The following is a 25,196-nucleotide window of genomic DNA, read 5'->3' as shown; positions in this document are numbered from 1 at the left end:
ACTGCGGTATATACTGCAACGCATGACTCGCGCCGGTCCCTACTGACGAACCGCTTTCGCGCGACACCGCTTTGCCAACCGGAGAATCCCATGAGCATCCTTGCAGGCTGGAAGTGTCGTTTGGTTATGCTGGCGTTGTGCGCGGCAAGCGTCACCGCTCACGCGGAAGACCAACTCGCCAAAGTGAAGAAAGCAGGCGAACTGGTGGTGGGCACCGAGATGCAGTTCGCGCCGTTCGACTTCCTTGAGAACGGCCAGCAAGCGGGCTTCAACAAGGACCTGTTCGCCGAGGTCGGCAAGGAAATGGGCGTGAAGGTTCGCTTCATCGACCTGCCGTGGCCGAGCGTGCTGCCGGGTCTCGAAGCCGGCAAGTTCGATATGGTGGGCGGCCCGCTGACGGTCACCAAGGCGCGCATGGAACGCTACACGTACACGCTGCCGATCGCGGACGCCACCGACGCGCTGCTCAAGCGCGCCAACGACTCCGCCGTCAAGCAATCGTCGGATATCGCCGGCAAGACGGTCGGCGCGGGCAAGGGCTCGGCCCAGCTCGATCAGTTGAAGGCTTACGTCGCCACTTTGCCGAAGCCGCCTGAAATCCGCGAATACGTCGACAACAATCAAGCCTACGCCGATCTCGCCGCCGGCCGCATCGCAGCGGTCGCGAACTCGATGACCAACATCGCGTACGTCGCCAAACAACGTCCTGAAACCTTCGCCGTAGTGCAGCCGCCGTTCGGCGCAAAGGTGTACTTTGCTTACTGCCTGCGTAAAGACGCGGACAGCAAGCCGCTCGCCGATGCCTTCAACGCCGCGCTCGTGAAAATGCACAACGACGGGCGCCTCGCGACCTTGCAGAAAAAGTGGTTCGGGGTCGCAATGGATGCGCCGACAACAATGCCGGCGCCGAACTATTAATGCACTGATCTAGCGAGTGCGGCTCTTATGTTCAGCACGACCGTCTTCCTTCAGGGCCTGCCGCTGCTGCTGCATGCGGCGCTCGCTACCATCGGCATTTCGCTGACGGGTCTCCTGATCGGCTTCTTCGTCGCGATCGGCGTGTGTGCTGCACGTCTCTCCCCGAAGCGCTGGGCGCGCATGTTCGGCGGCGCCTATGTGTTCTTTTTTCGCGGGGTGCCGATGCTGGTGCAACTGCTGCTGGTGTATTACCTGCTGCCGTTCGCCGGGATCAATGTATCGCCCATCGTCGCGGCGATCAGCGCCGTGTCGCTGTGTTCCGCTTCCTATATCGCCGAGATTCTGCGCGGTGGGTTTCTCAGCATTCCGCCGGGTCATCTCGAAGCCGCACGCATGCTCGGACTGTCACCGTTCGATATGCTGCGGCGCATTCTGGTGCCGCAGGCGTTTCGCTTGACGCTGCCTTCGCTCGTCAACGAAATGGTGCTGCTGATCAAGGCTTCGTCGCTGATTTCGGTGGTGGGCGTGGCCGAGTTGACCCGCACTGCGCAGAACATCGCGGCCAGCACCTATCGGCCGCTCGAAGCCTACGTCGCGGCCGGGCTGATTTATTTCGTGATCTGCGGCACGCTGGCGCTCGTCGCGCATGCCGCCGAATACCGTTTGCAGCACGCCTGACCCACCTTGAGCTCGAGACTGAAATAGGCCATGCAAAAGCTCGACCCCACCGTCATCACGCACAACCTGCAGCCGATTGCCGCCGGTCTTGCGACCACGCTCGGCACCTGGGCCGCGGGCGTCGCGATCGGCATTCTGATCGGCTTTCTCATCGCCGTGCTGCAGCTATTTTGCGGACGCTGGGTGCGCGGCGTATTGCGCTTCTATATCGAACTGTTTCGCGGCACGCCATTTCTGGTGCAGCTGTTTTTGCTGTACTACGGCGGCCCGTCCTTTGGCCTTACGCTCGAACCGATGACAGCCGGTGTGCTCGGCTTGGGCCTATACGGCAGCGCGTATTTCGCCGAAGCCTTCCGCTCCGGTTTCCAATCGGTGCCGGCGGGTCATCTCGAAGCGGCGTCCTGTCTCGGACTCACCCGCTGGCAAGCCGTCCTGCGCATTCAGGTACCGCAAATGCTGGTGCTGATCGTGCCTGCGCTGACCAATCTGATTATCGTGCTGAGCAAGGAAACCGCGGTGCTGTCGATCGTCACCGTCCCCGAGCTCACGTTCGTGCTGACCGGCATCGGCTCGGCCACCTTCGCATTTGTCGAAACGCTGCTGGTGCTGTGCGTGTGCTATCTCGCGCTGGTCGAACTGACCTCGCGCGCGGGCATGTGGGCCGAAACCCGCATCGCGCGCTTCATGGCATGAACGGAATCCGGACCATCTTATGAACGCTATCGCCGACATGCCGTCTTCCACTTCCACCGCTGCCTTCGATACGCCGCCCGGCGCGCCGCTGATCGAAGTGCGCGACCTGCGTAAGCGCTTCGGCGAAGTCGAAGTACTGCGCGGCGTCGATCTCGAGATCGCCCGCTCCGAAGTGGTCTGCATCATCGGCCCGTCGGGCTCGGGCAAGAGCACGCTGCTGCGCTGCCTCGCCGCGCTCGAAACCTACGATCAGGGCGACGTGCGCATCGAAGGCGAACTGCTCGGTTACAGCGAGCGCAATGGAAAACGCGTGCGAGCGTCGCAAAGCGAGATCAATCGCGTGCGGCGCAACGTCGGCATGGTGTTTCAGCAATTCAATCTGTGGCCGCATATGACCGCGCTCGGCAATGTGATGGAAGCCTTGCTGCGCGTGCGCAGTCTGTCACGCGACGAAGCGCGCCGCCGTGCGAATGCGATGCTGGAAACCGTTGGCCTCGCGCATAAGGGGGACGCCTACCCGTCGAAACTCTCGGGCGGCCAGCAGCAGCGCGTTGCCATTGCCCGCGCGCTGGCGATGGAGCCGCACATCATGCTGTTCGACGAGCCGACCTCGGCGCTCGATCCGGAGCTGGTCGGCGAAGTATTGCAAGTGATGAAGCAGCTCGCGCGCGACGGCATGACGATGGCTGTCGTCACGCACGAAATGGGTTTTGCCGCGCAGGTCGCCGATAAGGTCATGTTCATCGATCAGGGGCGCATCGCCGTGCAAGGCAAACCGCGCGAAGTGTTTCACGATGCCGGGCAGCCGCGCTTGCGGCAGTTCCTGCAAAACTACTTTGACCGCAACGCCTTCTGGGCGCGCGGTCCGGATGATGCGGAGCCGGTATGAACTCGCGCCGATGCCCTCCCGATTCGGCTGACTCGTGCAGTTCAAACGGACTGTAGCGCAAAGGCCGCCGATGTCCTCTACCGTCCGCAGCAAAGCTCACGACACCCCGCCCGCCGCGGCGATGAAAACCGCGCGCGTGGCAACTGATGCACCGGCTGCCCGCTACGAACAGGTCAAGAATCACATCCGCCAGATCATCGAATCGGGCGAGCGACAAGCGGGCGACCGTCTGCCGTCCGAGCTGGACTTGGTCGCGACGTTAGGCGTGTCGCGCATGACAGTGAACCGCGCGCTGCGCGAACTCGCCGATGAAGGCCTCGTCACCCGCGTGTCCGGCGTCGGTACGTTCGTCGCGCAAACGAAGCCGCAATCGACGTTGCTGATGATCGCCCATATCGGCGATGAGATCCGCTCGCGGGGTCACGAATACAGTTACGACACCGTCCTCTCGCAACGCGAAACGGCACCGGTGACGGTGTCGAACGCTTTAGGGCTTGCGCCCGGCGCATCCGTGTTTCATGTGATTTGCGTGCATCGCGAGAACGGCCTGCCGGTGCAGCTCGAAGACCGTTACGTCAATCCGGTCACGGCGCCGGACTTCCTGAAGCAGGATTTCTCCACGGCAAGGCCGTCCGAGTATCTGTTCGAGACCGTGCCGGCGCACGACGTCGAGCATGTCGTCGACGCGGGTCTGCCGACGCGCGCCGAAGCCGAGTGGCTGGAAATTCGTGCCGATGAGCCGTGTCTGACGTTGATGCGCCGCACATGGACGAGCGGCGTTGCGGTCACGTTCGCGCGTTTCGTACATCCGGGGTCGCGGTATCGCCTGGGTTGCCGATTCACGCCGGATCTGTCGCAACGCCAGGGCTAGCGGCGCGCACGCCGCCGTGCCCGCGCCCACGTCCTGCCGCTCAAACGTTGCCCGCCAGATGGAAGCGCGATGCCGGATGCCACAGTTGCACCGACGTCGCCACATCGTCACCAACCCATGTGCGGCGCCATAGCTGCAGGCAAGGCTCGCCGATATCCATCATCAGATGCCGCCGCACATACGCGTCGGGCTTCTGCGCATAGATTCGAAACTCCGCGCGCTGGATCGGCGCGAGCCGCACCATGTAGTGATTCGGCGTCTCGACCGTGAAGTCCTGCTCCAGGTACTCGGGGAACACCTTCGGATTGACGTAGCGATCTTCGTACTGGATCGGCTCGCCCTCTTCGCTGTGCACAATGCACGAGTGAAACGCCGGGCCGCTGGCGAGACCGAGCGCTTCGAGCGCGTGTGGATCGTCGCTGGGTTCGAGCGTCAGCACACGCGCGGAATGGCGATGGCCACGCGCGGCGATTTCGTCGGCGATATTGCGGATTTCCAACACCGTGGATTCGTAGCGCTGTGGCGCGACGAACGTGCCGGAGCCTTGCACACGCGTCAGCACGCGTTCGGTGGTGAGCTCACGCAGCGCGCGCGATACCGTCATGCGCGCGACGCCGAACTCTTTAACCAATTCCGTTTCTGATGGGATCAGGCCGCCTGGCTTCCAGTCGCCCTCGCTGATGCGCCTGATCACATAGCGCTTGATCTGCTCATAGGCGGGCATCGCCTTGGCCGGTGTCTCAGCGGTGCGACCCGGGCGGTCCTGCGTGTCTGCGGTTTGCGCGTTTGTAATAGTGTTCACGTCGACCTCGTGGGTGGTACGCGGGTGGTACACGTTAGGCCGGTTCACCGGCGGGTAAGCCCGCTCACCGGCTCTGTCTCCATCAATCCGAATCCATCTATCTGATTCATCCATTCGAGCCGGCCACGCCATTGCAGCAACGAGCGTCGTCAACCTGCGTGGGCAGTGGCGCGGCCGTCGTTGGCCGCCGCGTCGGCGCCAAGCTTGCCTGTGGCGCCCACGCTCGTCACGTTCGCCAATGCGGCAAGCGCTGCGCCGTTGCCGTTGACTGAAGCTTCCGGCCCGGGCCGAATAGTACCCGGGTTTGGCAGCGGCGGCGGCGTTTCATCGGCGATGATGCGAAACGCGATGCTCATGTCGTCAGCAAGCGGCCGATCGTCGCGGTACGTCGGCACGGCGCGACGGATGCGTTGCCAGAGTGCGTCCGTGTGCGGTGCGCGCGGTGCGTCGATGCTTTGCAGATCGTAGGCTTGCGCCGCCGCCAGCAATTCGATGGCGACGATGCGCCCGGCGTTGTCGACGATCTCCAACGCTTTCAGCGCAGCGGGCGTGGCATGGCACAGGTGGTCCTCCTGCAGGCCGGATGTAATGCCACCGTCCAGACTCGCGGGCATCGCAAGGCGCCGGTTCTGCGCGACCAGCGAGGCCGCCGTGTACTGCGCGATCATGAAGCCCGAACAGGTGCCGCCCGGCTCCGCGAGAAACGCCGGCAAGCCGCTCACGAGCGGATTGACGAGACGGTCGAGGCGCCGCTCGGCCATCGCTGCAACTTGCGCGATTGCGGTGGCGAGGCTGTCCATCGCCAGTGCGATCGACGCCCCCACCGCGTGCGCCTGCGAATAGACGCGTGGGTTTTCCGGCGTGCCGGCGACGATCGGATTGTCGGTAATCGATGCGAGTTCGCGGTTGACCACGTCGGCGGTTCCGGTGAGCACGTCGCGCGCGGCGCCATGAACGTGCGGAATGGTCCGCATACTCAGTGGATCTTGCGTGCGGTGGCCGACCACCGCAGCAAGAATGCCGCTATCGGCGAGCGCGGTACGCATGCGTTCGCCGACCAGGTTCAATCCCGGCGAAATGCGCAGCGCCAGCGAGTCTTCGTCGAAGGCCGCGAGTTGACCACGCAGATTCTCGAAGCTCATCGCGCCAACCACGTCAGTCCAGTCAAGTAGACGCGCGGCGCGCGCCAGCGCCAACGCGGCGAGACCCGTCACACACGGCGTGCCGTTGATAAGGCTTAAACCTTCCTTCGCTTCGAGCACCAACGGTTCGAGGCCGAGCAGTTGCAACGCGTCGCGCCCCTTGAGACGCTCACCGCGATAGCGCACATGCCCCTCGCCGATACAGACGAGGGCGATATGCGCCATATGGCTCAGATAACCCACCGAACCGAACGCCGGCACTTCCGGCAGGCAATCGGCATTGAGCAACGCAACCAGTTGATCCGCGACTTCGAGGCGAATCCCCGAATGCCCGTGCGCAAAATTATTGACGGCCGCGGCCATGATCGCGCGCGTCTCGGCAACACCGAGCGGCGCGCCAACGCCTACTGCATGACTCATCAGAATGTTGCGCGACAGCGTGCGCTGTTCGGACGGCGACACGATCACGTCGCACAACGCGCCGACGCCGGTATTCACGCCATACGCGCGAATCCCGCGCTCGACGATCTGTTCAACAAGCACGCGTGCCGCACGGATACGCGAGCGGGCATCGGCGGAAAGCTCGAGCGGTTCGCCGGCGGCGATCGCCGCCACCTGAACCCAGTCGAGAGGACGATCGGAACGGATCACGGCCATGATAGTGCTCTGTGCGGTGAAGTAACGAAGTGGTAACCAGTCAAAGCTGATCGATTAGTTCGTGGTGCGATCCTGGTGGCTCGACACGAATTGACGGAAGCGGTCCGACTTGCATTCGACGAACACTTCATCCGGCGTTCCGTCGGCTTCCACCTGACCTTGATGCAGGAACATCACGCGATTCGACACATGGCGCGCGAAACCCATCTCGTGCGTGACGACCAGCATCGTGCGGCCTTCTTCGGCGAGCGAGCGCATCACGCGCAGCACTTCGCCGACCAGTTCGGGGTCGAGCGCCGAGGTCGGTTCGTCGAACAACATCACTTTGGGATGCATCGCCAACGCACGCGCGATCGCTACGCGCTGCTGCTGACCGCCGGACAGATGTGCCGGATAGTGACCGCGTTTTTCCGCGAGACCGACCTTCGCCAGCAGCGCTTCCGCTTCTTCAACCGATTCGGCGCGGCTGCGCTTTTGCACGCGCATCGGACCTTCGATCAGATTTTCCAGCACGGTCATATGCGACCAGAGATTGAAGTTCTGAAACACCATGCCGAGTTGCGAGCGCACCCGGTCCACCTGGCGGCGGTCACTCGGTTGCAGCTTGCCGTCGCCGCGGCGCTTCATTTTCAGCTCTTCACCGCCGAGCGCCACCGAGCCGTCATCCGGCGTTTCGAGCAGATTCAGGCAGCGCAGGAACGTGCTCTTGCCGGAGCCGCTCGCGCCGAGAATCGAAATCACGTCGCCTTGATGGGCGTCGAGCGAAATGCCTTTGAGCACGTGATGGTCGCCGAACGACTTATGGATGTTCTTGACCGACAATGCAACAGGTGCCGTAGCGTTCATGGGATTCTCCAGATTCTGCAAGATATGCGTTCGTTCAGGGCGCGGCGCGGCGTGCTTCGGTCGTGGACGAAACCGGCCGGTTCGGCGTGCTTTGCGCGGGCGCCGCACGCAGATGGCGCGACAGGCGCGTTTCGAGGAAACCAAGCAAACGCACGATGACGAAATTCAGGAACAGATAGATCAACGCGGCACAGATGAATACTTCCGTGGTGCGATACGTTTGCTGAATGATCTGCTGCGCGACGCCAGTCACTTCCCACACGGTGACGAGACTAGCGAGCGCGGTGGATTTGACAAGCAGCACGGCCTCAGTCGAGTACGCAGGCAAACACTGGCGCAACGCGATCGGACCGATCACGCGGCGCAGCAGCGCGAAACCCGACAAGCCGATCGAATAGCCCGCTTCGATCTGACCGACCGGCACGGCCATCAAACCACCACGGATAATCTCCGCGGTATATCCGGCGGTGCACAGCGCCAACGATAAAACCGCGCACATGTACGGCTCGCGCAACACCGGCCACAGGAAGCTCTCGCGAATCACGCCGAACTGGCCCATGCCGTAGTAGACGAGGAACATCTGGATCAACAGCGGCGAGCCGCGGAACACGAGGATATAAGCACGCGCGAAGCGGTTCGGCAGCCAGTGCGGCGACACGCGCATCGTGACGATTACGAGCGAGAGCAAGCCGCCGAGAATCAACGAGCAGAAGAACAGCCCGAGCGTGGTCGGCACAGCCGCGATCAGTTGCCGCAGCGTGTCGAGAAGAAAATCGAAGTCGAAATGCATGATGTCCGGTCCCCGTCAGTTGCGCGCGAAGTTGCGCTTGAAGGATCGGCCAACGCGCGCTTCGGCGTGGTTGAAGACCCGGTTCGAGATGCTGGTCATCAGCAGATACAGCGCGCCGCCCACCACGAAGAACGTGAAGTACTGATGCGTCGAACCCGCCGCCACCTGGCTGGCGCGCAGCAGTTCGGCCAGGCCCGTGACGGAAATTAGCGCCGAATCTTTCAGGCTCAATTGCCAGACGTTGCCGATGCCCGGCAAGGCGAAACGCAGCACTTGCGGAATCAGAATGCGGCGCGCCATCGTCATGGTGGGCATGCCGATCGAACGCGCGGCTTCGAGTTCGCCGCGCGATACCGCGAGCACCGCTGAGCGATACACCTCGGCCTGGTACGCGCCGGAAATCATGCCGACCGCGAGCGCGCCGATCACGAACGGCGGCACGCCGACGAAGCCGTCCGCGCCGAACCATTGACCAATCGTGGTCACGAGCGTCGAGCCGCCGAAATAGAACAGATAGATAACGAGCAGCTCAGGTACGCCGCGAAACACGGTGGTGTACGCATCGCCGAGCACGCGCAGCGTGCGAAACCGCGACAGCTTGGCCGCCGCAATCAGTGCGCCGAACACCGCGCCGACCGCGAGCGCCGCCAGCGTAAGCGCGACCGTCATCAACGCTGCAAGCAGCAACACGCCGCCCCAGCCTTCCGGCCCGAAGCCGAGCATCTCTATCAGAGCCATTCCCTACCCCTCATCCATTACGGCGGATCGAACCAGCCGACGGGCGCGGCTTTCACGCCGCGCCTGCCGTTACTTCTGAACGCTCAGGCGAATCAAGGCGTGACGTCGGTCTTGAACCACTTGGCGGAGAGTTTCTTGACCGTGCCATCAGCAAGCGCGGCGCTGATCGCGGTATCGAACTTCGCTTTCAGGTCGGCGTCCTGCTTGCGGAACGCGAGGCCTTCACCCGGACCCCAGATCGGACCACCGATCTTCGGACCGGCCATCACGATCGATGCGGTCTCTTTCTTGTCGATGTTGGCGGCGTAGTAAGTCACGTCGTCGAACGAGGCGTCGATGCGACCGTTGGCCAGATCGAGGTCGCGCTCAGGCGAGGTCTTGTAGACGCGGATCGTCGCGACGTCCTTGAAGCCATCGTTGATGAATTTAGTGTAGACCGTGCCCGACTGAATGCCGATGGTCTTGCCCTTCAGCTGCTTGCGCAAGGCGTCGACGGTGGGTTGATCGGTTTTCGGATCGCCCGACAGCTTGACGACGGCAGCGGTCGGCGCGGCCTTGGGCAGCACCTTCGCGTCAGTCACGGCGAACGTGGCCGGCGTGGCGGCGTACGGCTTCGAGAACGCGATGATTTTTTCGCGTTCCGGCGTGATCGAGATCGCGTCCATCAGGACGTCGAACTTGCCGGCTTGCAGACCGGGGATCATGCCGTCCCAGTCTTGCGCCACGAGATTGCACTGGAGCTTGATGCGCTCGCACAGATTGGCGACCAGCTCCGGTTCGAAGCCGCCCAGCTTGCCGCCCGGCAAGGTCAGGTTCCAGGGTGCGTAGCCGCCTTCCAGTGCGATCGTCACCGTCTTCCAGTCTTTCGCCTGCACCGGTGCCGCGAAAATTGTCGCGGAGCCGAGCACGGCGCCCATCAATGCTTTTGCTAACGTCGTGCGCTTCACTTTCACGTCGAAACTCCTTTGATTGAGGAAACCGTCGAGCTGGATTTTTACTGCCGTCTAATTTGTATAGACAAGCTTGCATGAGTCAAAAAGCCATCGCAAGAGGAATTCTTCGAAATCGTCGAAATCATCGGGTAAGCCCCTAGATGAGGCCGTCCGATAAGGCTTTTAAGGGAGTTTTGAAAGGGCAAAGACGATGCGGCGACCAGCGCCGGGTGCGCCAGCGTGGTGCGCTTTGTCTAGACAGGTTGGTGTGAAAGGAGCGAACACGCTCCGAATTGGCGCATGGCGCGCCCTACCAGATGAACGGCACGAAGCGGTAACGCACGCGCGTGGTGTAGTGGGTGTAGCCCTCGAGTTGCGCCGCCAGCACGCGCTCCTCGCGCACGGCCCGCCAGCCAATGCCGATCACCAGTAACGGCACGCAGGCAAGCCCCCACCACGAGCCGAGCAGCAAGGGCGTGCCGATGAACAACAGCAGCGCGGCCGAGTACATCGGATGACGGACAAAGGCGTAGGGGCCGGTGTCGATGACTTTATGACCGCGGCTGGCCTGAATCTTCACGACGGGCGCGGCATAGCTATTCGCCCGGAAGACGATCAGGCACATGAAGATGCAGACAAGAATGCACAGCGAGCCGAGGCTCACGAGCCAGATTGGCAGCGGCGCCGACCAGCGATAGCGCATTGCGTCGAGCGCCATCAGGACGAGCCAGGCGCTCCACATCACCGCCACAGCCACCATAAAGTAGCGGTCCCAGCGGCTTTGTTGCGCCTGAACGATCGGCGCGAGACGCTCGGCAAGCAAACCGGGATCGTGGCGCGCCAGCCAGAAACCGACCCACAAACTCAGCCCGCCGGTCTCGATCAGATACCACCAGCCGGCGGGCCACGCGAGCGTACCCGCGGCGCCGAACAGCAGCGCGCCCATGCATACCAGCCAGGCTGTGGTTTGCAGGACAAGGCGCGTGATCATGGCTGGTTCGTGCCCGCTGGTGGCTGTTGACGTGCGTTTATACGCGGCCGTCTCAGACGGAAGCCGCCGCGGGTGAGCGCACCCGTCCGAATACATCTGCCATGTCGATGTCGCCCGTGTTCAGACCGAACTGATCACGCAGGCAGGTTGCGAGTTCGTCCGCGCTTTTAAGCTGCCGTTCGCTGATGACCTGACCGTCCGCGGCGCGTTCGTTCAGTTGGTCATCGAGCAAGGTCAGCCGCGACTCCGCCAGGACTCGGCAAACGATCAGATGATTCAGGAAGACGGAATCCGGTGCGGTCGAGGTGTACCAGTTCGAAGTTTCGTAATCGATCCACTCGACCGGGTGCAGGTCGAAACGGTAGACGCGGGCCCACGTGTCGTCGCGGGATTGGACTTCGAGGTAGAGCGCGTCGTGCGATGCATCGGCAAGGCGGAACGTGCCCAGTTGTGTCGGCTGCGCGGTGCCTGCGATCAGGCGCAGCGGCGCCGTCAACGTCACGCTGCCGAAACCGACGTCGGCGATCCATGCTTCGTCTTTGATGTCGACGCGCAACACCATGTGCGTGCGAGGCGGGATTGCACCGGATTCGCGGCCCCACAGAACTCGGCCTAACAGGGGCGTGATGTTGAAGCCTAACTGCGTCAGGACGTTCGCGAAGAGCGCGTTCTGCTCGAAGCAATAGCCGCCACGTTTTTGCGTGATCAGCTTTTGTTCGACTGATTCGAGATCCAGTTTCACCGCGCGGCGTGTGAGCGGATTCAGGTTCTCGAAGGGGATCACTCTGGGGTGCAGCTGGTGGAGTTCCTGGAGCACTTCCAACGTCGCCGCGCGAGGTCCTTTGTAGCCTATGCGGGTGAAATAGTTTTCCAGATTCACTGTGTGTGACATCGGTGTCGTCCCGGTATGGTTTTGCGCGCCCGGCACTTAGGCACTCAAGGCTTTCGCGCTAAGGCGCGGCTTCGGAAGATGATCATAGCGTCTTTTGCTATCAGCCCAGGACCCGGGTCCCGGCACTGGTTCCATATGGCGGCAACCATACTAAATCATTACGTTTTCATTCTTTTTTATTTACACCCAAAGAACCTTTAGCAGCAGTACGTAAAGCTCAAAATTACATCCTCGTAATATTGATGCGAATCGTTCTCATTTGTGTTGACGCACCTATTCCGCATGCGTACGATCTCGCCATCTGCCGCATCAGGCGTCGCGAACCGATGCGGCATATCGCAGGCCCATGGTGACGTAGCGCCGCGATAGTCAGATCAGTCGATACAACACAAATAAGGATTTCGATGAAGTTCGCTCACTCCGTCGAGCTCGCCGTTCAGGCGCGTTCGCTTCACGACTCCGCCATGCACGGCGGCGCCACCCGCCGTTCGCGTTTGCCTTCCTTACGCCGCGCCGCGCTCTGCACGGCTTTCGCGTGGGCCTCGTTGACCGCCGGCGCAGCCATGGCGGAAGCCAATCCCGATGCCGCGCCGGAAGCGCCCGAAGCCGACCTGAACATCAAGGCGACGCAGACGAATCAATGGACCGGCTTCTGGAATCGCCCGACGATGCTCGGCGACATCGGCGGTCTGCGTCCCTGGCTGGGCAAATATGGTGTGACGTTCGCGCTCACGGAAACCAGCGAAGTGCTCGCCAATGTACGCGGCGGTCTCGCGCGCGGTGCGGACTACGATGGCCTGACCACGGCGACCGTTCAGATGGATACGCAAAAGGCGTTCGGTTTGCCAGGCGGCCTGTTCAACGTCAGCGCCTTGCAGATCCACGGGGCCAACCTTAGCGCCAACAAGCTCGGCACGCTGAATACGGCGAGCGGTATCGAGGCCCAGGACGCCACGCGCCTGTGGGAGCTGTGGTACCAGCAGTCGTTCCTGAACAAGCGCATCGACGTCAAGGTCGGTCAGCAAAGTATCGACCAGGAATTCATCACCAGCACGAATTCGGCGCTGTTCGTGAACACGATGTTCGGCTGGCCGGCCCTGCCGTCCTACGACATGCCGTCCGGTGGCCCCGCTTATCCGCTCGCCGACCTTGGCGTGCGCGTGCGCGGACAGATCACGCCTTCGTTGACGGCGCTCGCCGGCGTATTCGACGGCGATCCGCTCGGCAACAACCCGAACAACAAGAGCGGCACCAACTTCAACCTGCACAACGGCACGCTGTTCATCGGCGAGTTGCAGTACGCGATCAACCAGCCGGCCGACGGCGAAATGGTCAGCGCGAGCGGCGGCGGGTTGCCCGGCACCTACAAGCTCGGGCTCTGGTACAACAACGGCAGCTTCGCCGATCAGCGTTTCGACAACACCGGCCTCTCGCTCGCGAACCCGGCGTCGACCGGCATCGCGCAGAATCATCACGGCGACTATAGCTTCTACGCGGTCGCTGACCAGATGATCTGGCGCCCGGATCCGGACGAAGCGCGCAGCCTCAACGTCTTCGCGCGCGTGATGGGCGCGCCCGGCGACCGCAACCTGGTGAGTGTCGCGGCCAACCTCGGCATCGTGCTGAAGGCGCCGTTCGCCGGCCGCGACAACGACAGCGCGGGCATCGCGCTCACCTACATCAAGATCGGCAACCACGCGAATGGTCTTGATCAGGATAACCTGGCATTCAGCGGCGGCCCCTACGGCGTGCGCACCAGTGAAACCACGCTCGAAGCGACCTACCAGTATCAGGTCAACCCGTGGTGGCAACTGCAGGCCGACGCGCAATACACGTTCAATGCCGGAGCCGGCCAGAACCCGAGCGATCCGACGCAGCCGCTGCGCAATACGTTTGTCATCGGCGTGCGGACCAACATTACGTTCTGATGCCGTTCGCCATCACCACACACGCTCAAGACCCATCGAATCCCATGCTTTCGATCATGACCGCAACTACCGCTTTGTGCGCAGGCACCGAGGCTCACTCATGAACAATCCCACGCGCAAGTTTTCGCCGCGCGCCGCGCGCGCCCTGATCGCCGCCGCAGTCAGCACTGCCGCATTCGCGACAGCTGGTGTCGCGCACGCCGAGCCGCAAGGTTTCCTCGAAACCGTCAAGCATCACACCACGCTGATCAACACCGTGCCGGGGAACGGCGACCAGAATCCGTACGCGGTGGTGGTCGCTCCGGTCACCGCAGGCACCGTCAAGCAAGGCGACGTCCTGGTCGGCAACTTCAATAACTCGACCAATCTGCAGGGCACCGGCAGCACGATCATCAACTATCACCCGGACACCAAGGAAATGACGGTGTTCGCCACGGTGCCGCGCGATCTGAAGGAATGCCCGGGTGGCATCGGCCTCTCGACCGCGATGACGATGCTCAAATCGGGCTATGTAATCGTCGGCAGCACGCCGAGCAATGACGGCACCACCGGCACCAAGGGCGCCGGCTGCCTGATCGTGATCGATCCGAACGGCAAGGTTGCTTCGACCATCAGCAGCCCGAATATCAACGATCCATGGGGCAATATGGCAGTCGTCGATAACGGCACGAGTGCGACGCTGTTCGTCAGCAACGCCGGCTTCGGCGTGGGCGGTGCGAACGGCAATCCGCCGGTGTTCAAGCAGGCCACCGTGCTGCGTCTGGACCTCGACGTGCCGGCCGGCAAGCCACCCGTCGTGAAAAAGGAAACCGTGGTAGGCAGCGGTTTCGGCGCACAGGCCGATAAGGGCGTGTTCCTCGTCGGCCCGACCGGACTTGCGCTCTCGAACGATCAGAAACTGCTGTACGTCTCCGATGCGATCGGCAACCGCATCACCGAAATCGAAGAACCGATGACGCGCGACACCAGCGCAGGCGTGGGCCGCCAACTGACCGCCGATGGTCTGCTGCACCGCCCGCTCGCAATGGTCACCGCACCGAACGGCCACCTGCTCGTCACGAACGCGTTGAACGGCCAGATCGTCGAAATCGATCCGGCCAGCGGCAAGCAACTCTACGCGCGCTGGATCGACACCGACAAGGCGCAATCGCCCCCGGGCAACGGCGATCTGTTCGGTCTCGCAATGACGCCTGAAGGCGACGGTTTCTACTACGTGCAGGACGACGTGAACACCCTGGTGCTCGCGAAGTAAAAGCAGCAAAGACGGACGCAGATCCGGCCAACGAGCCGGAACGCAACCCTGGCATCCCCACGGCCAAATGAAGGTGAAGGAACCATGGCAAACGATCACCCCCCGCGGCCCTCACGGCGCGGTTTTCTGAAGGCCGGCAGTGCCGCGGTCGCAGCGGGCGCGAGCCTCGGTGCGACCGGCGTCGCCCAGGCCGCGCTCGGTAAGACGCCGGCGCACGGTGCCGATCCGCAGACGGCGGTCGAGCCGTTCTACGGCTTGCATCAAGGCGGCATCGTCACGCCGCAGCAGAGTCACACGTACGTTGCCGCGCTCGATCTGACGACCGAGAAACGCGAAGACGTGATCGCGCTGCTGCGTGCCTGGACCGACGCCGCCGCGCGCCTGACGCAAGGCGCCACGGCCGGACCACTGCCGACTGGCGCGGCTGCGAAAACGGCACTGGCCGACACCAAGATTGATACGCAGGTCGAAACCAAGGCTGACGCCAAGGCGAACGACACGGCCTACAGCCCGACCAACGCCAAAGCCGCGCCCGATTCCGGCGACGTGCTCGGCCTCGGCCCATGCGGCCTGACGATCACGTTCGGTTTCGGCCCAGGTCTGTTCACGAAGGACGGCAAAGACCGCTACGGTCTGGCCTCGCGCCGCCCCGCCGCGCTCGTCGATCTGCCGCGCTTCAACGGCGACCAGCTCATCGCCGAAAAAACCGGCGGCGACCTGTTTATCCAGGCCTGCGCGAACGATCAGCAGGTCGCGTTTCACGCGGTCCGGCAATTGGCGCGTCTCGCGTACGGCACCGCAGCGATGCGTTGGGGCCAATCCGGTTTCCTGTCCGGTCCGCGCGGTCAGACGCCGCGCAATCTGATGGGCTTCAAGGACGGCACCAACAATCCGTCGACCGCGAAACCGCAGTTGATGAACGAATTCGTCTGGGCCGGCGCCACCGCCGACGCACCCTGGATGGAAGGCGGCACCTACACCGTAGTACGGCGCATCCGCATCACGCTCGAACACTGGGACAACACGGAAGTCGACTTCCAGGAACAGGTGTTCGGCCGCCACAAATACAGCGGCGCGCCGATCGGCAAGAAGAACGAGTTCGACGCCGTGGACCTGAAGGAAGAGGACAAGGACGGCAATCCGGTGATTCCGGAGAACTCGCATGTGCGTCTGTCGAATCAGGCGAGCAACAACGGTGCGCAGATTCTGCGTCGCTCGTACTCGTACAACGACGGCACGAACTTCTACATCGAGCGCTGGCCGCCATGGCGTCAGGAAACCGAATACGACGCGGGGCTGATTTTCGTGGCTCACCAGAGCGACCCGCGTACCGGCTTCATTCCGATCAACGACAAGCTCGCGAAGTTCGACATGATGAATCAGTTCACGACGCACGTAGGCAGCGCGGTATTCGCGGTGCCGCCGGGCGCGAAGCCGGGTTCTTATATCGGCGCGGGCTTGTTCGAGACGTAATGCAGGCCGCAGTAAACCGCCGGCCATGAGGCTGGCGGCGCTTCGAAGACCAACAACTACATCACTAACGGATTTTAGGATCATGGCTCATTCCTGGTTTGGCACCCGCCTGCGCCTCGTCAGCAGCGCCGCCGCCCTCACGCTGGCAGCGCTCACAACCGTGCCGTCGACGGCTCACGCCGCGTCGATCACGCTGTACAACGCGCAGCACGAACAGGTCGTCAATCTGCTCGCGAAGGACTTCGAAAAGCAGTCCGGCATTTCGGTGAAGATCCGCAACGGCGAAGGTCCGGCGATGGCGGCGCAGATCGTCGCGGAAGGCGCAGCGACACCCGCCGACGTGTACTTCACGGAAAATTCGCCTGAGCTGATGCTGCTCGAAGAGAAAGGCCTGCTGAACAAGGTGGACGGCTCGACGCTCGCCACCGTGCCGGCGCGCTTCAACTCGCCGACCGGCGCATGGGTGGGCGTGACCGCGCGCGAAAGCGTACTGGCCTACAACACGACCAAGGTGCAGGCATCGCAACTGCCGCAATCGCTGTTTGACCTGGCCAAGCCGGAATGGAAAGGCAAGGTCGGCATCGCGCCGAGCGACAGCGACTTCCTGCCGCTGGTGAGCGCCGTGCTCGCGTTGAAGGGCGAGGCGCAAACCGTCGCATGGCTGAAGGGTCTGAAAGCCAACTCGCAGATTTTCGATGACGACGAAGGCGTGGTGGCAGCCGTCAATCGCGGCGGCGTCGCGACCGGCATCATCAATAACTACTACTGGGCGCGTCTGCACGCCGAACTCGGCGATGCGAAAACCCGCAGCGCGATCTATCACTTCGGCAACGGCGACGCCGGCGCGATGGTGAACGTGTCGGGCGCAGCGGTGCTGAAGTCGGCCCACAACACGGACGGCGCGCAGAAGTTTCTGGCCTATCTGGTCAGCGAACGCGCGCAGGACTTGATGGCGAAGAGCCACGTCATGTTCGAGTATCCGCTGCACGCAGGCGTCGCACCGGACCCGATCCTCAAGCCCTTCACTGAACTGAGCCCGCCGGCGCTGACGATCCAGCAACTCGGCGACGACAGCCAGGCAGGCAAACTGCTGCGCCAGGCAGGCTTGCTGTAAATGAGCGATGCCGTGTCAGCCGGGCCTCCGGCTGTAACCCCTGCCCCGGCGCGCGCCCGTTCGCGCGCGCCGCGCGGTTTGTTTGCGGCAGCAGCACTCAGCGCTTTGCTGGTGTTGCTGCCGATTGCGTTTACCTTCTGGCGTGCGGCGAGCTTTGGTATCGACGAAGCGGTCGATCTGATCTTCCGGCCGCTGGTCGGTGAGCTGCTAGTCAACACGCTGCTGATCACCGTATCGACCACGCTCGTCTGCGCTGCCGTTGGCACGGCGGCCGCCTGGTTTGTCGAACGCACGCATTTGCCGGGGCGTCGCGTCTGGGCCGTGCTCGCCGCTGCACCGCTCGCGATGCCGGCCTTTATCTCGAGCTATGCCTGGGTATCGCTGAGCCTGGATTTGCAGGACTTCAATGGCGCGTTGCTGGTGCTGAGCTCCGCGTATTTCCCGCTCGTCTATCTTCCCGTCGCCGCGGCGTTGCGCAGCATGGACCCGGCGCTCGAAGAAAGCGCGCGCGCGCTCGGCTGCAATCGCTGGACCACGTTCATTCGCGTCGTGCTGCCGCAACTGCGCCCTGCGTTGCTCGGCGGCATGCTGCTGGTGGCGCTCGGTGTGCTGTCTGAATTCGGCGCGTTTACGCTGCTGCGCTTTCGCACCTTCACCACGCAGATCTACGCGGAATACCGCACCAGTTTCGATGGCGGCGGCGCTTCGCTGCTCGCGTGTCTGCTGATCGTGATCTGCCTCGTCGTGCTGGCGTTCGAGTTTCGGGTACGCGGCGCGGCGCGTTATGAACGCGTCGATCGCGGCACACGTCGCGCGGTGTTGCGCTACGACCTTGGCGCATGGCGCTGGGTTGTCGTCGCCGGTTTTGCCGCGCTGGCGATCGCAACGCTCGGTGTGCCGCTCGGCATGATCGGCTTCTGGCTTACGCAACCGGGCGCGGCTGCTGTCACCCCAGCCGACGTGTCGCCTGAACTGCTGTTCAACGCGACGATCTCGTCGCTCGGTTTCGGGCTCGCCGCCGCATTGCTGACCACGCTGCTGGTCGTGCCGCTCGCGTTTTTGCTGGTGCGCTATCCGACGCGTTTCGCGACGCTGTTCGAACGCACCGTGTTTCTGGCGCAAGGCATACCGGGGCTGGTGATCGCGCTGGCCATCGTGTCGCTCGCGGTGCACGCGCTGCAACCGCTTTATCAAAGCGCGACGCTGCTGGTGATCGCTTACGCGATGCTCTTCATGCCGGTGGCGCTGGTAAGCGTGCGCGCCGCCTTCATGCAGGCGCAGCCGCGCCTTGAAGAAACTGCGCGCGCTCTCGGCCTGACCTGGTCGCAGACCCTGTTCCGCGTGGTGTTGCCGCTCGCGGGTCCCGGCCTCGGCGCGGCAGCGGCGATGGTGTTCATCTCGGTCGTGACCGAGTTGAATGCGACGCTGCTGCTCTCTCCCATCGACACGCAAACTCTCGCGACCCAAGTGTGGGCCGACACGTCCACGATGGCGTTCGCCGCCGCCGCGCCCTATGCGGCGTTGCTCACCGGCATTTCGCTGTTCGCCTCCGGCCTCCTGTTCGCATTGCTCGGCAAATCGGCATTACTCGGCGAGCGCAGCTGAACGCCGCGCGCCCTCGCCCGCTTTTTCCATCGGATTTTCATGAGCGAACTTCGTATCCGCGGCCTGCAAAAATCGTTCGACGGCCATCCGGTGCTGCACGGCATCGATCTCTCCGTCGAGCGCGGCACGTTGCTCGCGCTGCTCGGACCGTCCGGCAGCGGCAAGACCACCTTGCTGCGGCTGTTGTGCGGCTTCGAACGCGCGGACAGCGGCAGCGTCGAAATCGACGGCCGCCGCGTGGCCGGCGACAACCTGCATGTGCCTTCAGAGCAGCGCCGCATCGGCTACGTGCCGCAGGAAGGTGCGCTGTTTCCGCATCTGTCCGTGGCGGACAACATCGTGTTCGGCTTGCCGCGGACGCAGCGGCGCGCACGTCATCGGGTAGCCGAATTGCTGGAGCTGGTCGGCTTGCCGGCGAACTTCGGCACGCGCGCGCCGCAGCAGTTGTCGGGCGGTCAGCAGCAGCGTGTGGCGTTGGCTCGCGCGCTCGCGCCGTCGCCGACGCTCGTGATGCTCGACGAACCCTTCTCCTCGCTCGACGCCGCCTTACGGCTCGAAACGCGGCAAGCGGTGGCCAGCGCCCTGGCCGCGGCGGGCGCAACTGCCGTTCTTGTCACGCACGATCAATCGGAAGCGCTGTCGCTCGGTCATGAGGTCGCGGTGCTGTGGAACGGCCGGCTGATCCAGACCGCCACGCCGGAAACGCTGTACCGCCGGCCGGTGACACGTGAACTCGCCTCGTTCGTCGGCGAAGCAGTGTTGTTGCCAGGCGTGGTCAAACAGGATCGCGTCGACTGCGAGCTCGGCGATTTGCCGCTGTGTGCGCCGATGGGCAATGGCGCAGTCGATGTGATGGTGCGGCCTGAGCAGATCCGTCTGCTGCGTGCTGAAGAAACGATGCCGGATGGCGTGGCATCTCATGACGCCGTCGTACAGGAGGTGATTTTTCAGGGGCAGGACGCGGGCGTCGCGCTGCAATTACAGTCCGGCGCACGGACCGTGGTGCGCGCTCGCGTGCCGGGTTATCTGTCGCCGCGGCCGGGCGAACACGTGCGGCTTGCCGTGGATGGCGAGGTGACCGCTTATCCGCGGGGCTGAGCGGCGCGCTTTCAAACTACCGCGCGCCAGGCGAGCCGATAGAGACTACACGGACGCCGCCGCTCCGCGCCCCTGCGGGCGCAGCGACAAATCCTGCACCATCTGCGCGGCCAGATAATCGCACGTCGGCCGATCCGATTTGGCGCTGCGCGCCACCACGATTTCCACCGGTGCGATCTTCGGCAAGCCTTGCGCTTCGCCGAGAATCGCCAGCCGCGACGGCACGCTGCAACGCGTGAGTGCGACCACCGAAAGCCCTGCGTCCACCGTAGCCACCAAGCCCATCAGACTCGCGCTGCTAAACGCAGCCCGATAGCGAATACGTGCGCCGTCCAGCGCAGCCAGCGTATGCTGCCGCGCGATACAACCCGGCTCGTAAAGCCCAACGGGCAAAGGTGATGCCGCCAGCACCGGCGTATCCACCGACGCCCCCACCCACACCATCGGCTCGCTGCGCACGAATTCGCCCCGCAATTTGCGGTCACGCGTGACGAAGGCGAGGTCGATCTTGTTATCCGCCAACATCGGCGCGAGCGACGTGCTTTGCGCGCAGACGATCTCGATCTCAACGTGCGGAAACAGATTCGAAAAGCGCCGCAGCACCGGCGACAGCAGCGACGACGCGTAGTCGTCCGGTGCGCCCAGCACCACGCGCCCGGTCACCTCGGGCCGCACGATCGCCGACCACGCCTCCTCATGCAGCGCCAGCACGCGCCGCGCGTATTCGAGCAGCGTATTGCCGGGCCGCGTCAGTGAGAGATTGCGCGTATTGCGGGCGAACAGCGTGGTGCCGAGCATGGTTTCGAGCCGCTTGATCTGCATGCTGACCGCGGCCTGCGAGCGATGCACGGTCGCCGAAGCCTTTGTGAAACTGCCCGTTTCCACCACCGCGACGAAGGTGCGCAGCAAATCGACGTCGAATTCGGGGTGCATGATTTATCAATCCAGCTTATGGAATTGCTCAATTTAATTCGTTTGTCGATGCCGCGCAAGGCGCGCAATACTCGTGACACCCCCTTATGTGACCCACTTCCGGAGCCGCTTCGCATGTCCCTCACCCAACGTCAACAAGGCGCCATTACGCTGGCCAGCGGCGGCCTTTTGATGGGCACGCTCGGTATCTTTGTCGAGGAAGCGCGGCTCGGCGCGCTGACGCTGGTGTTCTTTCGCTGTCTGTTCGGTTTCCTTTCGCTCGCGGCGTATTGCGCGTGGAAAGGCTTCTTCACACGCGCGCATTTCACGCGGCGCACCGTCGCGCTTGCGCTGTTCTCCGGCGTGTTGATGGTCACGCAGTGGGTCGGTTTCTTCGATGCGATTCATCGCACCAGCATCGCAGTGGCGACCGTGGTGTTTCATGTGCAGCCGTTCTGGGTCGTGCTGATGGGCGCGGCGCTGTTCAACGAGCGCCTTGGCGTCGACCGGCTCGGCTGGATCGCAACCGCGTTCGTCGGGCTTGTTCTGGCCTCGGGCGTCGCGGCCACCGCGAATCTGCAGGGGCATACGAGCTATCTGATCGGTATCGGCGAAGCATTGGCAGGCTCGGTGCTGTATGCAGGCGTCACGCTGATCGCCAAAGGACTCGGCAATTTGCGGCCGCATCTGCTGACGCTCGCGCAATGCGCGGTCGGCGTGGTGTGCCTGCCGTTTATTGCGCCGCTTACCGCCGTGCATATCGGGCCGATGCAGTGGTTCTGGCTGATCGGCATGGGCGTGCTGCATACGGGCTTGTCATACGTGCTGATCTACGGCGCGCTGCCGAAACTGACCACGCCGATCATCGCCGTGCTGCTGTTCGTCTATCCGCTGACGGCGATCGTGGTCGATGCGGTTGTATATGGGCGGGCGCTGTCGCTGGCGCAACTCGCGGGCATGGCATTGATCGTCATCGCGAGTCTCGGTGTGAATCTCGGCTGGCCGCTACTTTCGATGTTGCGCCCCGGCGCACGTGCGCGGCGTCACGCCGATTGAGCTTTAAGCAGTAAACCGGCGGCGCCAAGCGGGTTACAGGCCAGTCGCCCGCAGCCGACCGTCTGCTGGCGACGGCACGCGTTCCCGGCAGTTGATTTCGTTTCGTCGAGAAAATCCCTGCAAAAAACCCACATTCTCCATTCATTCCGCACAGTCGAGAATCGTTCTCGTTTATACTTTCCAAATATTACAAGCCGGGCACTGACCCGGCTTCCGCTGCACCTCCCATCCCCACATCGACATGCCATTCCGAGGCAGCCGATGTCACGCCAGCGCATCTTGCGTTGACGCACGGCGCCCCGGCCGTTTTCGATTTTCGAATTCATTCAACAGCAACAGGGGAAATCACCACTTTGTCTCGCCTGACCGACCACACGGGCTTTGCCTCGCCGTGCGCGCCTGCTTGCGCCTCGTTTTGCGCCCGCCTCGCGTTTTTGTAGCACCGCTTCCGCTGTACTCCAAAACCAAAAACACCACCGATCCATACTCGAAGAACGTCGCCATGAACGTCAAAAAGAATACTTACCGAGCGCTGCTGCTCACCACCTCTCTTGCCAGCGCCAAACCTTTGCTGGCGCAGGAAGCTACAGCCGCTGCCGGCTCGGCCGACAGCACGCTGCCCGCCATCGCCGTCAAGGCCGCGGCCGACCGCTCGTACGATTCGAGCACCTCGAACACCGCGACGAAGATGAACATGTCGCTGATGGACGTGCCGCAGACGGTCAACGTCGTGCCGCGCGCGCTGCTCGACGAACAGAACGCGACCTCGTTGCAGGATGCGTTGCGCAATGTGCCGGGAATCGGCTTTTCGGTCGGCGATGGTCAGCGCGACCAGATCACCCTGCGCGGTTTCAACAACATCACCGATCAATACGTCGACGGCATTCGTGACGACGCGCTCTACTATCGCGATCTGTCAAACGTCGAACGCGTCGACGTGCTGAAGGGGCCCGCGGCCGTGCTCTATGGACGCGGCTCGGCCGGCGGCCTGATCAACCGCGTACTGAAGAAGCCGACGGCGAATCCACAGCAAGCTGTGGGCGTGACGCTCGGCACCGAAGGCGAACGGCGCGGCGAATTCGATCTCGGCTGGAATGCGAACGACGCCGCGCGTTTTCGCATCACCGGCGCTGCCGAAAACTCGAACAGCTTTCGCGACCAGTTCCAGTTGAATCGCCAGGCCGTGGCGCCGTCCGCGCAATTCCGCATCGATAAGGACACCATCCTCAATATCGAAGCCGATTATCTGCACGACCGCCGTACCTCGGACCAAGGCCTGCCCGCCTATCTCGGGCGGCCGGTCAACGTGCCGATCAACACGTACTACGGGTCGGCCGACGCCGCGAACACGTCTTATAACGATGTCGATGCGAAGAGCGCGACTGTGTCGCTCGATCACCGCTTCAACGATTCGCTATCGCTGCACACTGCGGTGCGCGCGTATGACTTCTCGCTCGAACGCAAAAACTACGTGACGTATGAGCCGATCAAGACGGCGACGAATCCGGTCGTCACGCTCGATCAAAGCACCCGCTTCCGCCAGGATCACGGCGTGGACGGCCTGTTCGAACTCACGCAGAAAACGACGCTGTTCGGCATGAAGCACGAACTGCTGTACGGCGTCGAGCTGTCGCAACAGCAGAAATTCGACACCATCTACTCGACCAACAAGGTCGCAACGTACAACCTGTACGATCCGCAACTCATCGATTTGCCGGGTGTGAAGCCGGGCACGGCGGCGAAGACGAATGCATCGACCGTGCTGGGACTTGCCGGCGTCTACGCGCAGGACCTGATCTCGCTGACCGAGCACTGGAAGATTCTTGCTGGCCTGCGCTTCGACTATCTGACGCAGACCCGCAACGACTACACCTCGGCGCACGTGAATCTGGACCGCACCGATCGCGCGTGGAGTCCGCGTATCGGCCTGATTTATGAACCGCTCGACTGGGTGTCGCTGTACGCGTCGTATAGCCAGTCGTTCTCGCCGCTCGCCGATACGCTGATCAGCAGCGGCGCGTTTGCCAACGGTTCGGCGCTGGCGCCGCAAAAGACCACCAGCTTCGAAATCGGCTCGAAGTTCGATCTGGGCCGCGCGAGCGCGAGTGTCGCGCTGTTCGACATGAAGCAGACCAATCAGCAGATCGCCGATCCGTCCAACCCGACTTACGCGCTGCCGATCGGCACGCAGCACGTGCGTGGGCTGGAACTGTCGACGACGGGTGAAATCGCGCCCAAGTGGTCCGTGTATGCGGGGTATGCGTACCTGAACGGAAACGTCGACGGTTCGCCGCAAGCGAGTTCAGCCGGACTGGTACTGCACAACAACACGCCGGGACTAATGCCGCGCCATAGCGCGAGCGTGTGGATCAAGCGCGATCTGAAGTACGGGTTCTACGCGGCCGGCGGTGCGCAGTTCCAGTCGGCACGCTATACCTCTGCGAGCGACGCGGTCACGTTGCCTTCTTTCGTGACGTTCGATCTCGGCGCGGGATATCACGGCAAGAACGTGGACGTGGCATTGACGCTGGATAATCTGTTCGACCGCAAGTACTTCATCGCGGCGCACGGCAACGCGGATATGTACAACATGCCGGGAGCGCCGCGTACGCTGACGGTATCGGCAAGGTGGCATATGTGAGGGGTGTAATGCGTGGCGTGTGCTGCACGCGTTGATGCGGTAAACGAAGAAACCGGGCATTGCGCCCGGTTTCTTGCTTTAGTCGTCGTAGTGGAAACGGCAGGCAATCACGTAGATCTTTCCGTCTCTCGGCAAGTAGACCAGGCGATCTGCGTGCGTAATACGTCGCGACCAGAACCCGCTTATTGATATTTCCTAAAATCATGACAACCGTTGAGCGTCTCAAGCGTTATATCTCCAGGACAATCGTGGAGCCAGGTTGGCATGACGCAAAGACG

The 25,196-nt window shown here is 62.9% G+C and carries 23 protein-coding genes; 13 read left to right on the top strand and 10 right to left on the bottom strand.

All coding sequences use genetic code 11. The features are described 5' to 3' along the window. The first annotated feature begins 90 nt into the window (after positions 1 to 90). The 5 genes from BM438_RS40555 to hutC (BM438_RS40535) all read left to right on the top strand — a co-directional run bounded on the left by BM438_RS40555 (position 91) and on the right by hutC (BM438_RS40535) (position 4,049). Positions 91 to 918, top strand: coding sequence for a transporter substrate-binding domain-containing protein (locus tag BM438_RS40555; protein ID WP_093646392.1), 828 nt, complete (start codon positions 91 to 93; stop codon positions 916 to 918). Positions 919 to 945: 27 nt separating this feature from the next. Further along, a complete protein-coding gene (locus BM438_RS40550) occupies positions 946 to 1,596 on the top strand; it encodes an amino acid ABC transporter permease (RefSeq protein ID WP_054040252.1) in 651 nt (216 codons plus the stop codon). Between the two features lie 30 nt (positions 1,597 to 1,626). Beyond that, positions 1,627 to 2,289, top strand: a complete 663-nt coding sequence (locus BM438_RS40545) for an amino acid ABC transporter permease (protein WP_093646389.1) — start codon at positions 1,627 to 1,629, stop codon at positions 2,287 to 2,289. Positions 2,290 to 2,308: 19 nt separating this feature from the next. Continuing rightward, complete coding sequence (locus BM438_RS40540; protein WP_054040256.1) at positions 2,309 to 3,178, top strand: amino acid ABC transporter ATP-binding protein; 870 nt, start codon at positions 2,309 to 2,311, stop codon at positions 3,176 to 3,178. Positions 3,179 to 3,248: 70 nt separating this feature from the next. Beyond that, complete coding sequence (hutC, locus tag BM438_RS40535; protein ID WP_093646386.1) at positions 3,249 to 4,049, top strand: histidine utilization repressor; 801 nt, start codon at positions 3,249 to 3,251, stop codon at positions 4,047 to 4,049. Between the two features lie 40 nt (positions 4,050 to 4,089). Here the strand turns inward: hutC (BM438_RS40535) and hutC (BM438_RS40530) are convergent, their stop codons facing one another. From hutC (BM438_RS40530) to BM438_RS40495, 8 genes are all read right to left on the bottom strand, one after another. Next, positions 4,090 to 4,773, bottom strand: coding sequence for a histidine utilization repressor (hutC, locus tag BM438_RS40530; protein ID WP_093646454.1), 684 nt, complete (start codon positions 4,771 to 4,773; stop codon positions 4,090 to 4,092). Between the two features lie 227 nt (positions 4,774 to 5,000). Further along, entirely contained in the window at positions 5,001 to 6,650 is a 1,650-nt protein-coding gene (locus tag BM438_RS40525; RefSeq protein ID WP_093646383.1) for an HAL/PAL/TAL family ammonia-lyase, read from the bottom strand. 54 nt (positions 6,651 to 6,704) lie between these two features. Beyond that, positions 6,705 to 7,496: an ABC transporter ATP-binding protein gene (locus BM438_RS40520; protein WP_028197383.1), complete on the bottom strand. Its 792-nt coding sequence runs from the start codon at positions 7,494 to 7,496 to the stop codon at positions 6,705 to 6,707. Between the two features lie 34 nt (positions 7,497 to 7,530). Further along, entirely contained in the window at positions 7,531 to 8,286 is a 756-nt protein-coding gene (locus BM438_RS40515; RefSeq protein WP_093646381.1) for an ABC transporter permease, read from the bottom strand. 15 nt (positions 8,287 to 8,301) lie between these two features. Then, on the bottom strand, positions 8,302 to 9,024 hold the full coding sequence (locus tag BM438_RS40510) for an ABC transporter permease (protein WP_054040266.1): 723 nt from the start codon (positions 9,022 to 9,024) through the stop codon (positions 8,302 to 8,304). 92 nt (positions 9,025 to 9,116) lie between these two features. Then, on the bottom strand, positions 9,117 to 9,941 hold the full coding sequence (locus BM438_RS40505; RefSeq protein WP_425270764.1) for a transporter substrate-binding domain-containing protein: 825 nt from the start codon (positions 9,939 to 9,941) through the stop codon (positions 9,117 to 9,119). Positions 9,942 to 10,266: 325 nt separating this feature from the next. Then, complete coding sequence (locus tag BM438_RS40500; protein WP_093646375.1) at positions 10,267 to 10,947, bottom strand: methyltransferase family protein; 681 nt, start codon at positions 10,945 to 10,947, stop codon at positions 10,267 to 10,269. A gap of 52 nt (positions 10,948 to 10,999) precedes the next feature. After that, positions 11,000 to 11,839 carry an arylamine N-acetyltransferase family protein gene (locus BM438_RS40495; RefSeq protein ID WP_093646452.1) on the bottom strand — a complete coding sequence of 280 codons (840 nt, stop codon included), beginning with the start codon at positions 11,837 to 11,839 and terminating at the stop codon, positions 11,000 to 11,002. Positions 11,840 to 12,243: 404 nt separating this feature from the next. On the opposite strand from BM438_RS40495, the gene BM438_RS40490 reads away from it, so the two are divergent. The 6 genes from BM438_RS40490 to BM438_RS40465 all read left to right on the top strand — a co-directional run bounded on the left by BM438_RS40490 (position 12,244) and on the right by BM438_RS40465 (position 20,309). Then, complete coding sequence (locus BM438_RS40490) at positions 12,244 to 13,767, top strand: carbohydrate porin (protein ID WP_425270763.1); 1,524 nt, start codon at positions 12,244 to 12,246, stop codon at positions 13,765 to 13,767. 100 nt (positions 13,768 to 13,867) lie between these two features. After that, complete coding sequence (locus tag BM438_RS40485) at positions 13,868 to 15,019, top strand: NHL repeat-containing protein (RefSeq protein WP_093646373.1); 1,152 nt, start codon at positions 13,868 to 13,870, stop codon at positions 15,017 to 15,019. An 84-nt stretch (positions 15,020 to 15,103) separates the two neighbouring features. Then, positions 15,104 to 16,492, top strand: coding sequence for a Dyp-type peroxidase (locus tag BM438_RS40480; protein WP_093646370.1), 1,389 nt, complete (start codon positions 15,104 to 15,106; stop codon positions 16,490 to 16,492). An 82-nt stretch (positions 16,493 to 16,574) separates the two neighbouring features. Beyond that, on the top strand, positions 16,575 to 17,606 hold the full coding sequence (locus BM438_RS40475; protein WP_093646367.1) for an iron ABC transporter substrate-binding protein: 1,032 nt from the start codon (positions 16,575 to 16,577) through the stop codon (positions 17,604 to 17,606). After that, complete coding sequence (locus tag BM438_RS40470; RefSeq protein ID WP_093646365.1) at positions 17,607 to 19,211, top strand: ABC transporter permease; 1,605 nt, start codon at positions 17,607 to 17,609, stop codon at positions 19,209 to 19,211. A 39-nt stretch (positions 19,212 to 19,250) separates the two neighbouring features. After that, on the top strand, positions 19,251 to 20,309 hold the full coding sequence (locus BM438_RS40465; RefSeq protein ID WP_093646363.1) for an ABC transporter ATP-binding protein: 1,059 nt from the start codon (positions 19,251 to 19,253) through the stop codon (positions 20,307 to 20,309). Between the two features lie 45 nt (positions 20,310 to 20,354). On the opposite strand, the gene BM438_RS40460 is transcribed toward BM438_RS40465, so the two are convergent. Next, positions 20,355 to 21,242, bottom strand: a complete 888-nt coding sequence (locus BM438_RS40460; protein ID WP_093646361.1) for a LysR family transcriptional regulator — start codon at positions 21,240 to 21,242, stop codon at positions 20,355 to 20,357. Between the two features lie 114 nt (positions 21,243 to 21,356). On the opposite strand from BM438_RS40460, the gene BM438_RS40455 reads away from it, so the two are divergent. Beyond that, complete coding sequence (locus BM438_RS40455; protein WP_093646358.1) at positions 21,357 to 22,277, top strand: DMT family transporter; 921 nt, start codon at positions 21,357 to 21,359, stop codon at positions 22,275 to 22,277. Between the two features lie 502 nt (positions 22,278 to 22,779). Beyond that, positions 22,780 to 24,918 (top strand): TonB-dependent receptor, encoded by a 2,139-nt coding sequence (locus BM438_RS40450; RefSeq protein WP_093646355.1) that lies wholly within the window; start codon positions 22,780 to 22,782, stop codon positions 24,916 to 24,918. A gap of 78 nt (positions 24,919 to 24,996) precedes the next feature. Here BM438_RS40450 and BM438_RS46815 read toward each other — a convergent pair whose 3' ends face one another. Beyond that, a complete protein-coding gene (locus BM438_RS46815) occupies positions 24,997 to 25,104 on the bottom strand; it encodes a type II toxin-antitoxin system YoeB family toxin (protein ID WP_279630583.1) in 108 nt (35 codons plus the stop codon). Between the last annotated feature and the right edge of the window lie 92 nt (positions 25,105 to 25,196).

It is taken from the genome of Paraburkholderia aspalathi (assembly GCF_900116445.1).
Classification (GTDB): Bacteria; Pseudomonadota; Gammaproteobacteria; order Burkholderiales; family Burkholderiaceae; genus Paraburkholderia; species Paraburkholderia aspalathi.
Note: the sequence above shows the minus strand (reverse complement) of the source record. Positions and strands in the feature narration are given on the sequence as shown.

Coding starts and splice junctions, on each gene's coding strand:
- BM438_RS40555 (WP_093646392.1), top strand. CDS start 91: ATGAGCATCCTTGCAGGCTGGAAGTGTCGTTTGGTTATGCTGGCGTTG.
- BM438_RS40550 (WP_054040252.1), top strand. CDS start 946: ATGTTCAGCACGACCGTCTTCCTTCAGGGCCTGCCGCTGCTGCTGCAT.
- BM438_RS40545 (WP_093646389.1), top strand. CDS start 1,627: ATGCAAAAGCTCGACCCCACCGTCATCACGCACAACCTGCAGCCGATT.
- BM438_RS40540 (WP_054040256.1), top strand. CDS start 2,309: ATGAACGCTATCGCCGACATGCCGTCTTCCACTTCCACCGCTGCCTTC.
- hutC (WP_093646386.1), top strand. CDS start 3,249: ATGTCCTCTACCGTCCGCAGCAAAGCTCACGACACCCCGCCCGCCGCG.
- hutC (WP_093646454.1), bottom strand. CDS start 4,773: ATGCCCGCCTATGAGCAGATCAAGCGCTATGTGATCAGGCGCATCAGC.
- BM438_RS40525 (WP_093646383.1), bottom strand. CDS start 6,650: ATGGCCGTGATCCGTTCCGATCGTCCTCTCGACTGGGTTCAGGTGGCG.
- BM438_RS40520 (WP_028197383.1), bottom strand. CDS start 7,496: ATGAACGCTACGGCACCTGTTGCATTGTCGGTCAAGAACATCCATAAG.
- BM438_RS40515 (WP_093646381.1), bottom strand. CDS start 8,286: ATGCATTTCGACTTCGATTTTCTTCTCGACACGCTGCGGCAACTGATC.
- BM438_RS40510 (WP_054040266.1), bottom strand. CDS start 9,024: ATGGCTCTGATAGAGATGCTCGGCTTCGGGCCGGAAGGCTGGGGCGGC.
- BM438_RS40505 (WP_425270764.1), bottom strand. CDS start 9,941: ATGGGCGCCGTGCTCGGCTCCGCGACAATTTTCGCGGCACCGGTGCAG.
- BM438_RS40500 (WP_093646375.1), bottom strand. CDS start 10,947: ATGATCACGCGCCTTGTCCTGCAAACCACAGCCTGGCTGGTATGCATG.
- BM438_RS40495 (WP_093646452.1), bottom strand. CDS start 11,839: ATGTCACACACAGTGAATCTGGAAAACTATTTCACCCGCATAGGCTAC.
- BM438_RS40490 (WP_425270763.1), top strand. CDS start 12,244: ATGAAGTTCGCTCACTCCGTCGAGCTCGCCGTTCAGGCGCGTTCGCTT.
- BM438_RS40485 (WP_093646373.1), top strand. CDS start 13,868: ATGAACAATCCCACGCGCAAGTTTTCGCCGCGCGCCGCGCGCGCCCTG.
- BM438_RS40480 (WP_093646370.1), top strand. CDS start 15,104: ATGGCAAACGATCACCCCCCGCGGCCCTCACGGCGCGGTTTTCTGAAG.
- BM438_RS40475 (WP_093646367.1), top strand. CDS start 16,575: ATGGCTCATTCCTGGTTTGGCACCCGCCTGCGCCTCGTCAGCAGCGCC.
- BM438_RS40470 (WP_093646365.1), top strand. CDS start 17,607: ATGAGCGATGCCGTGTCAGCCGGGCCTCCGGCTGTAACCCCTGCCCCG.
- BM438_RS40465 (WP_093646363.1), top strand. CDS start 19,251: ATGAGCGAACTTCGTATCCGCGGCCTGCAAAAATCGTTCGACGGCCAT.
- BM438_RS40460 (WP_093646361.1), bottom strand. CDS start 21,242: ATGCACCCCGAATTCGACGTCGATTTGCTGCGCACCTTCGTCGCGGTG.
- BM438_RS40455 (WP_093646358.1), top strand. CDS start 21,357: ATGTCCCTCACCCAACGTCAACAAGGCGCCATTACGCTGGCCAGCGGC.
- BM438_RS40450 (WP_093646355.1), top strand. CDS start 22,780: ATGAACGTCAAAAAGAATACTTACCGAGCGCTGCTGCTCACCACCTCT.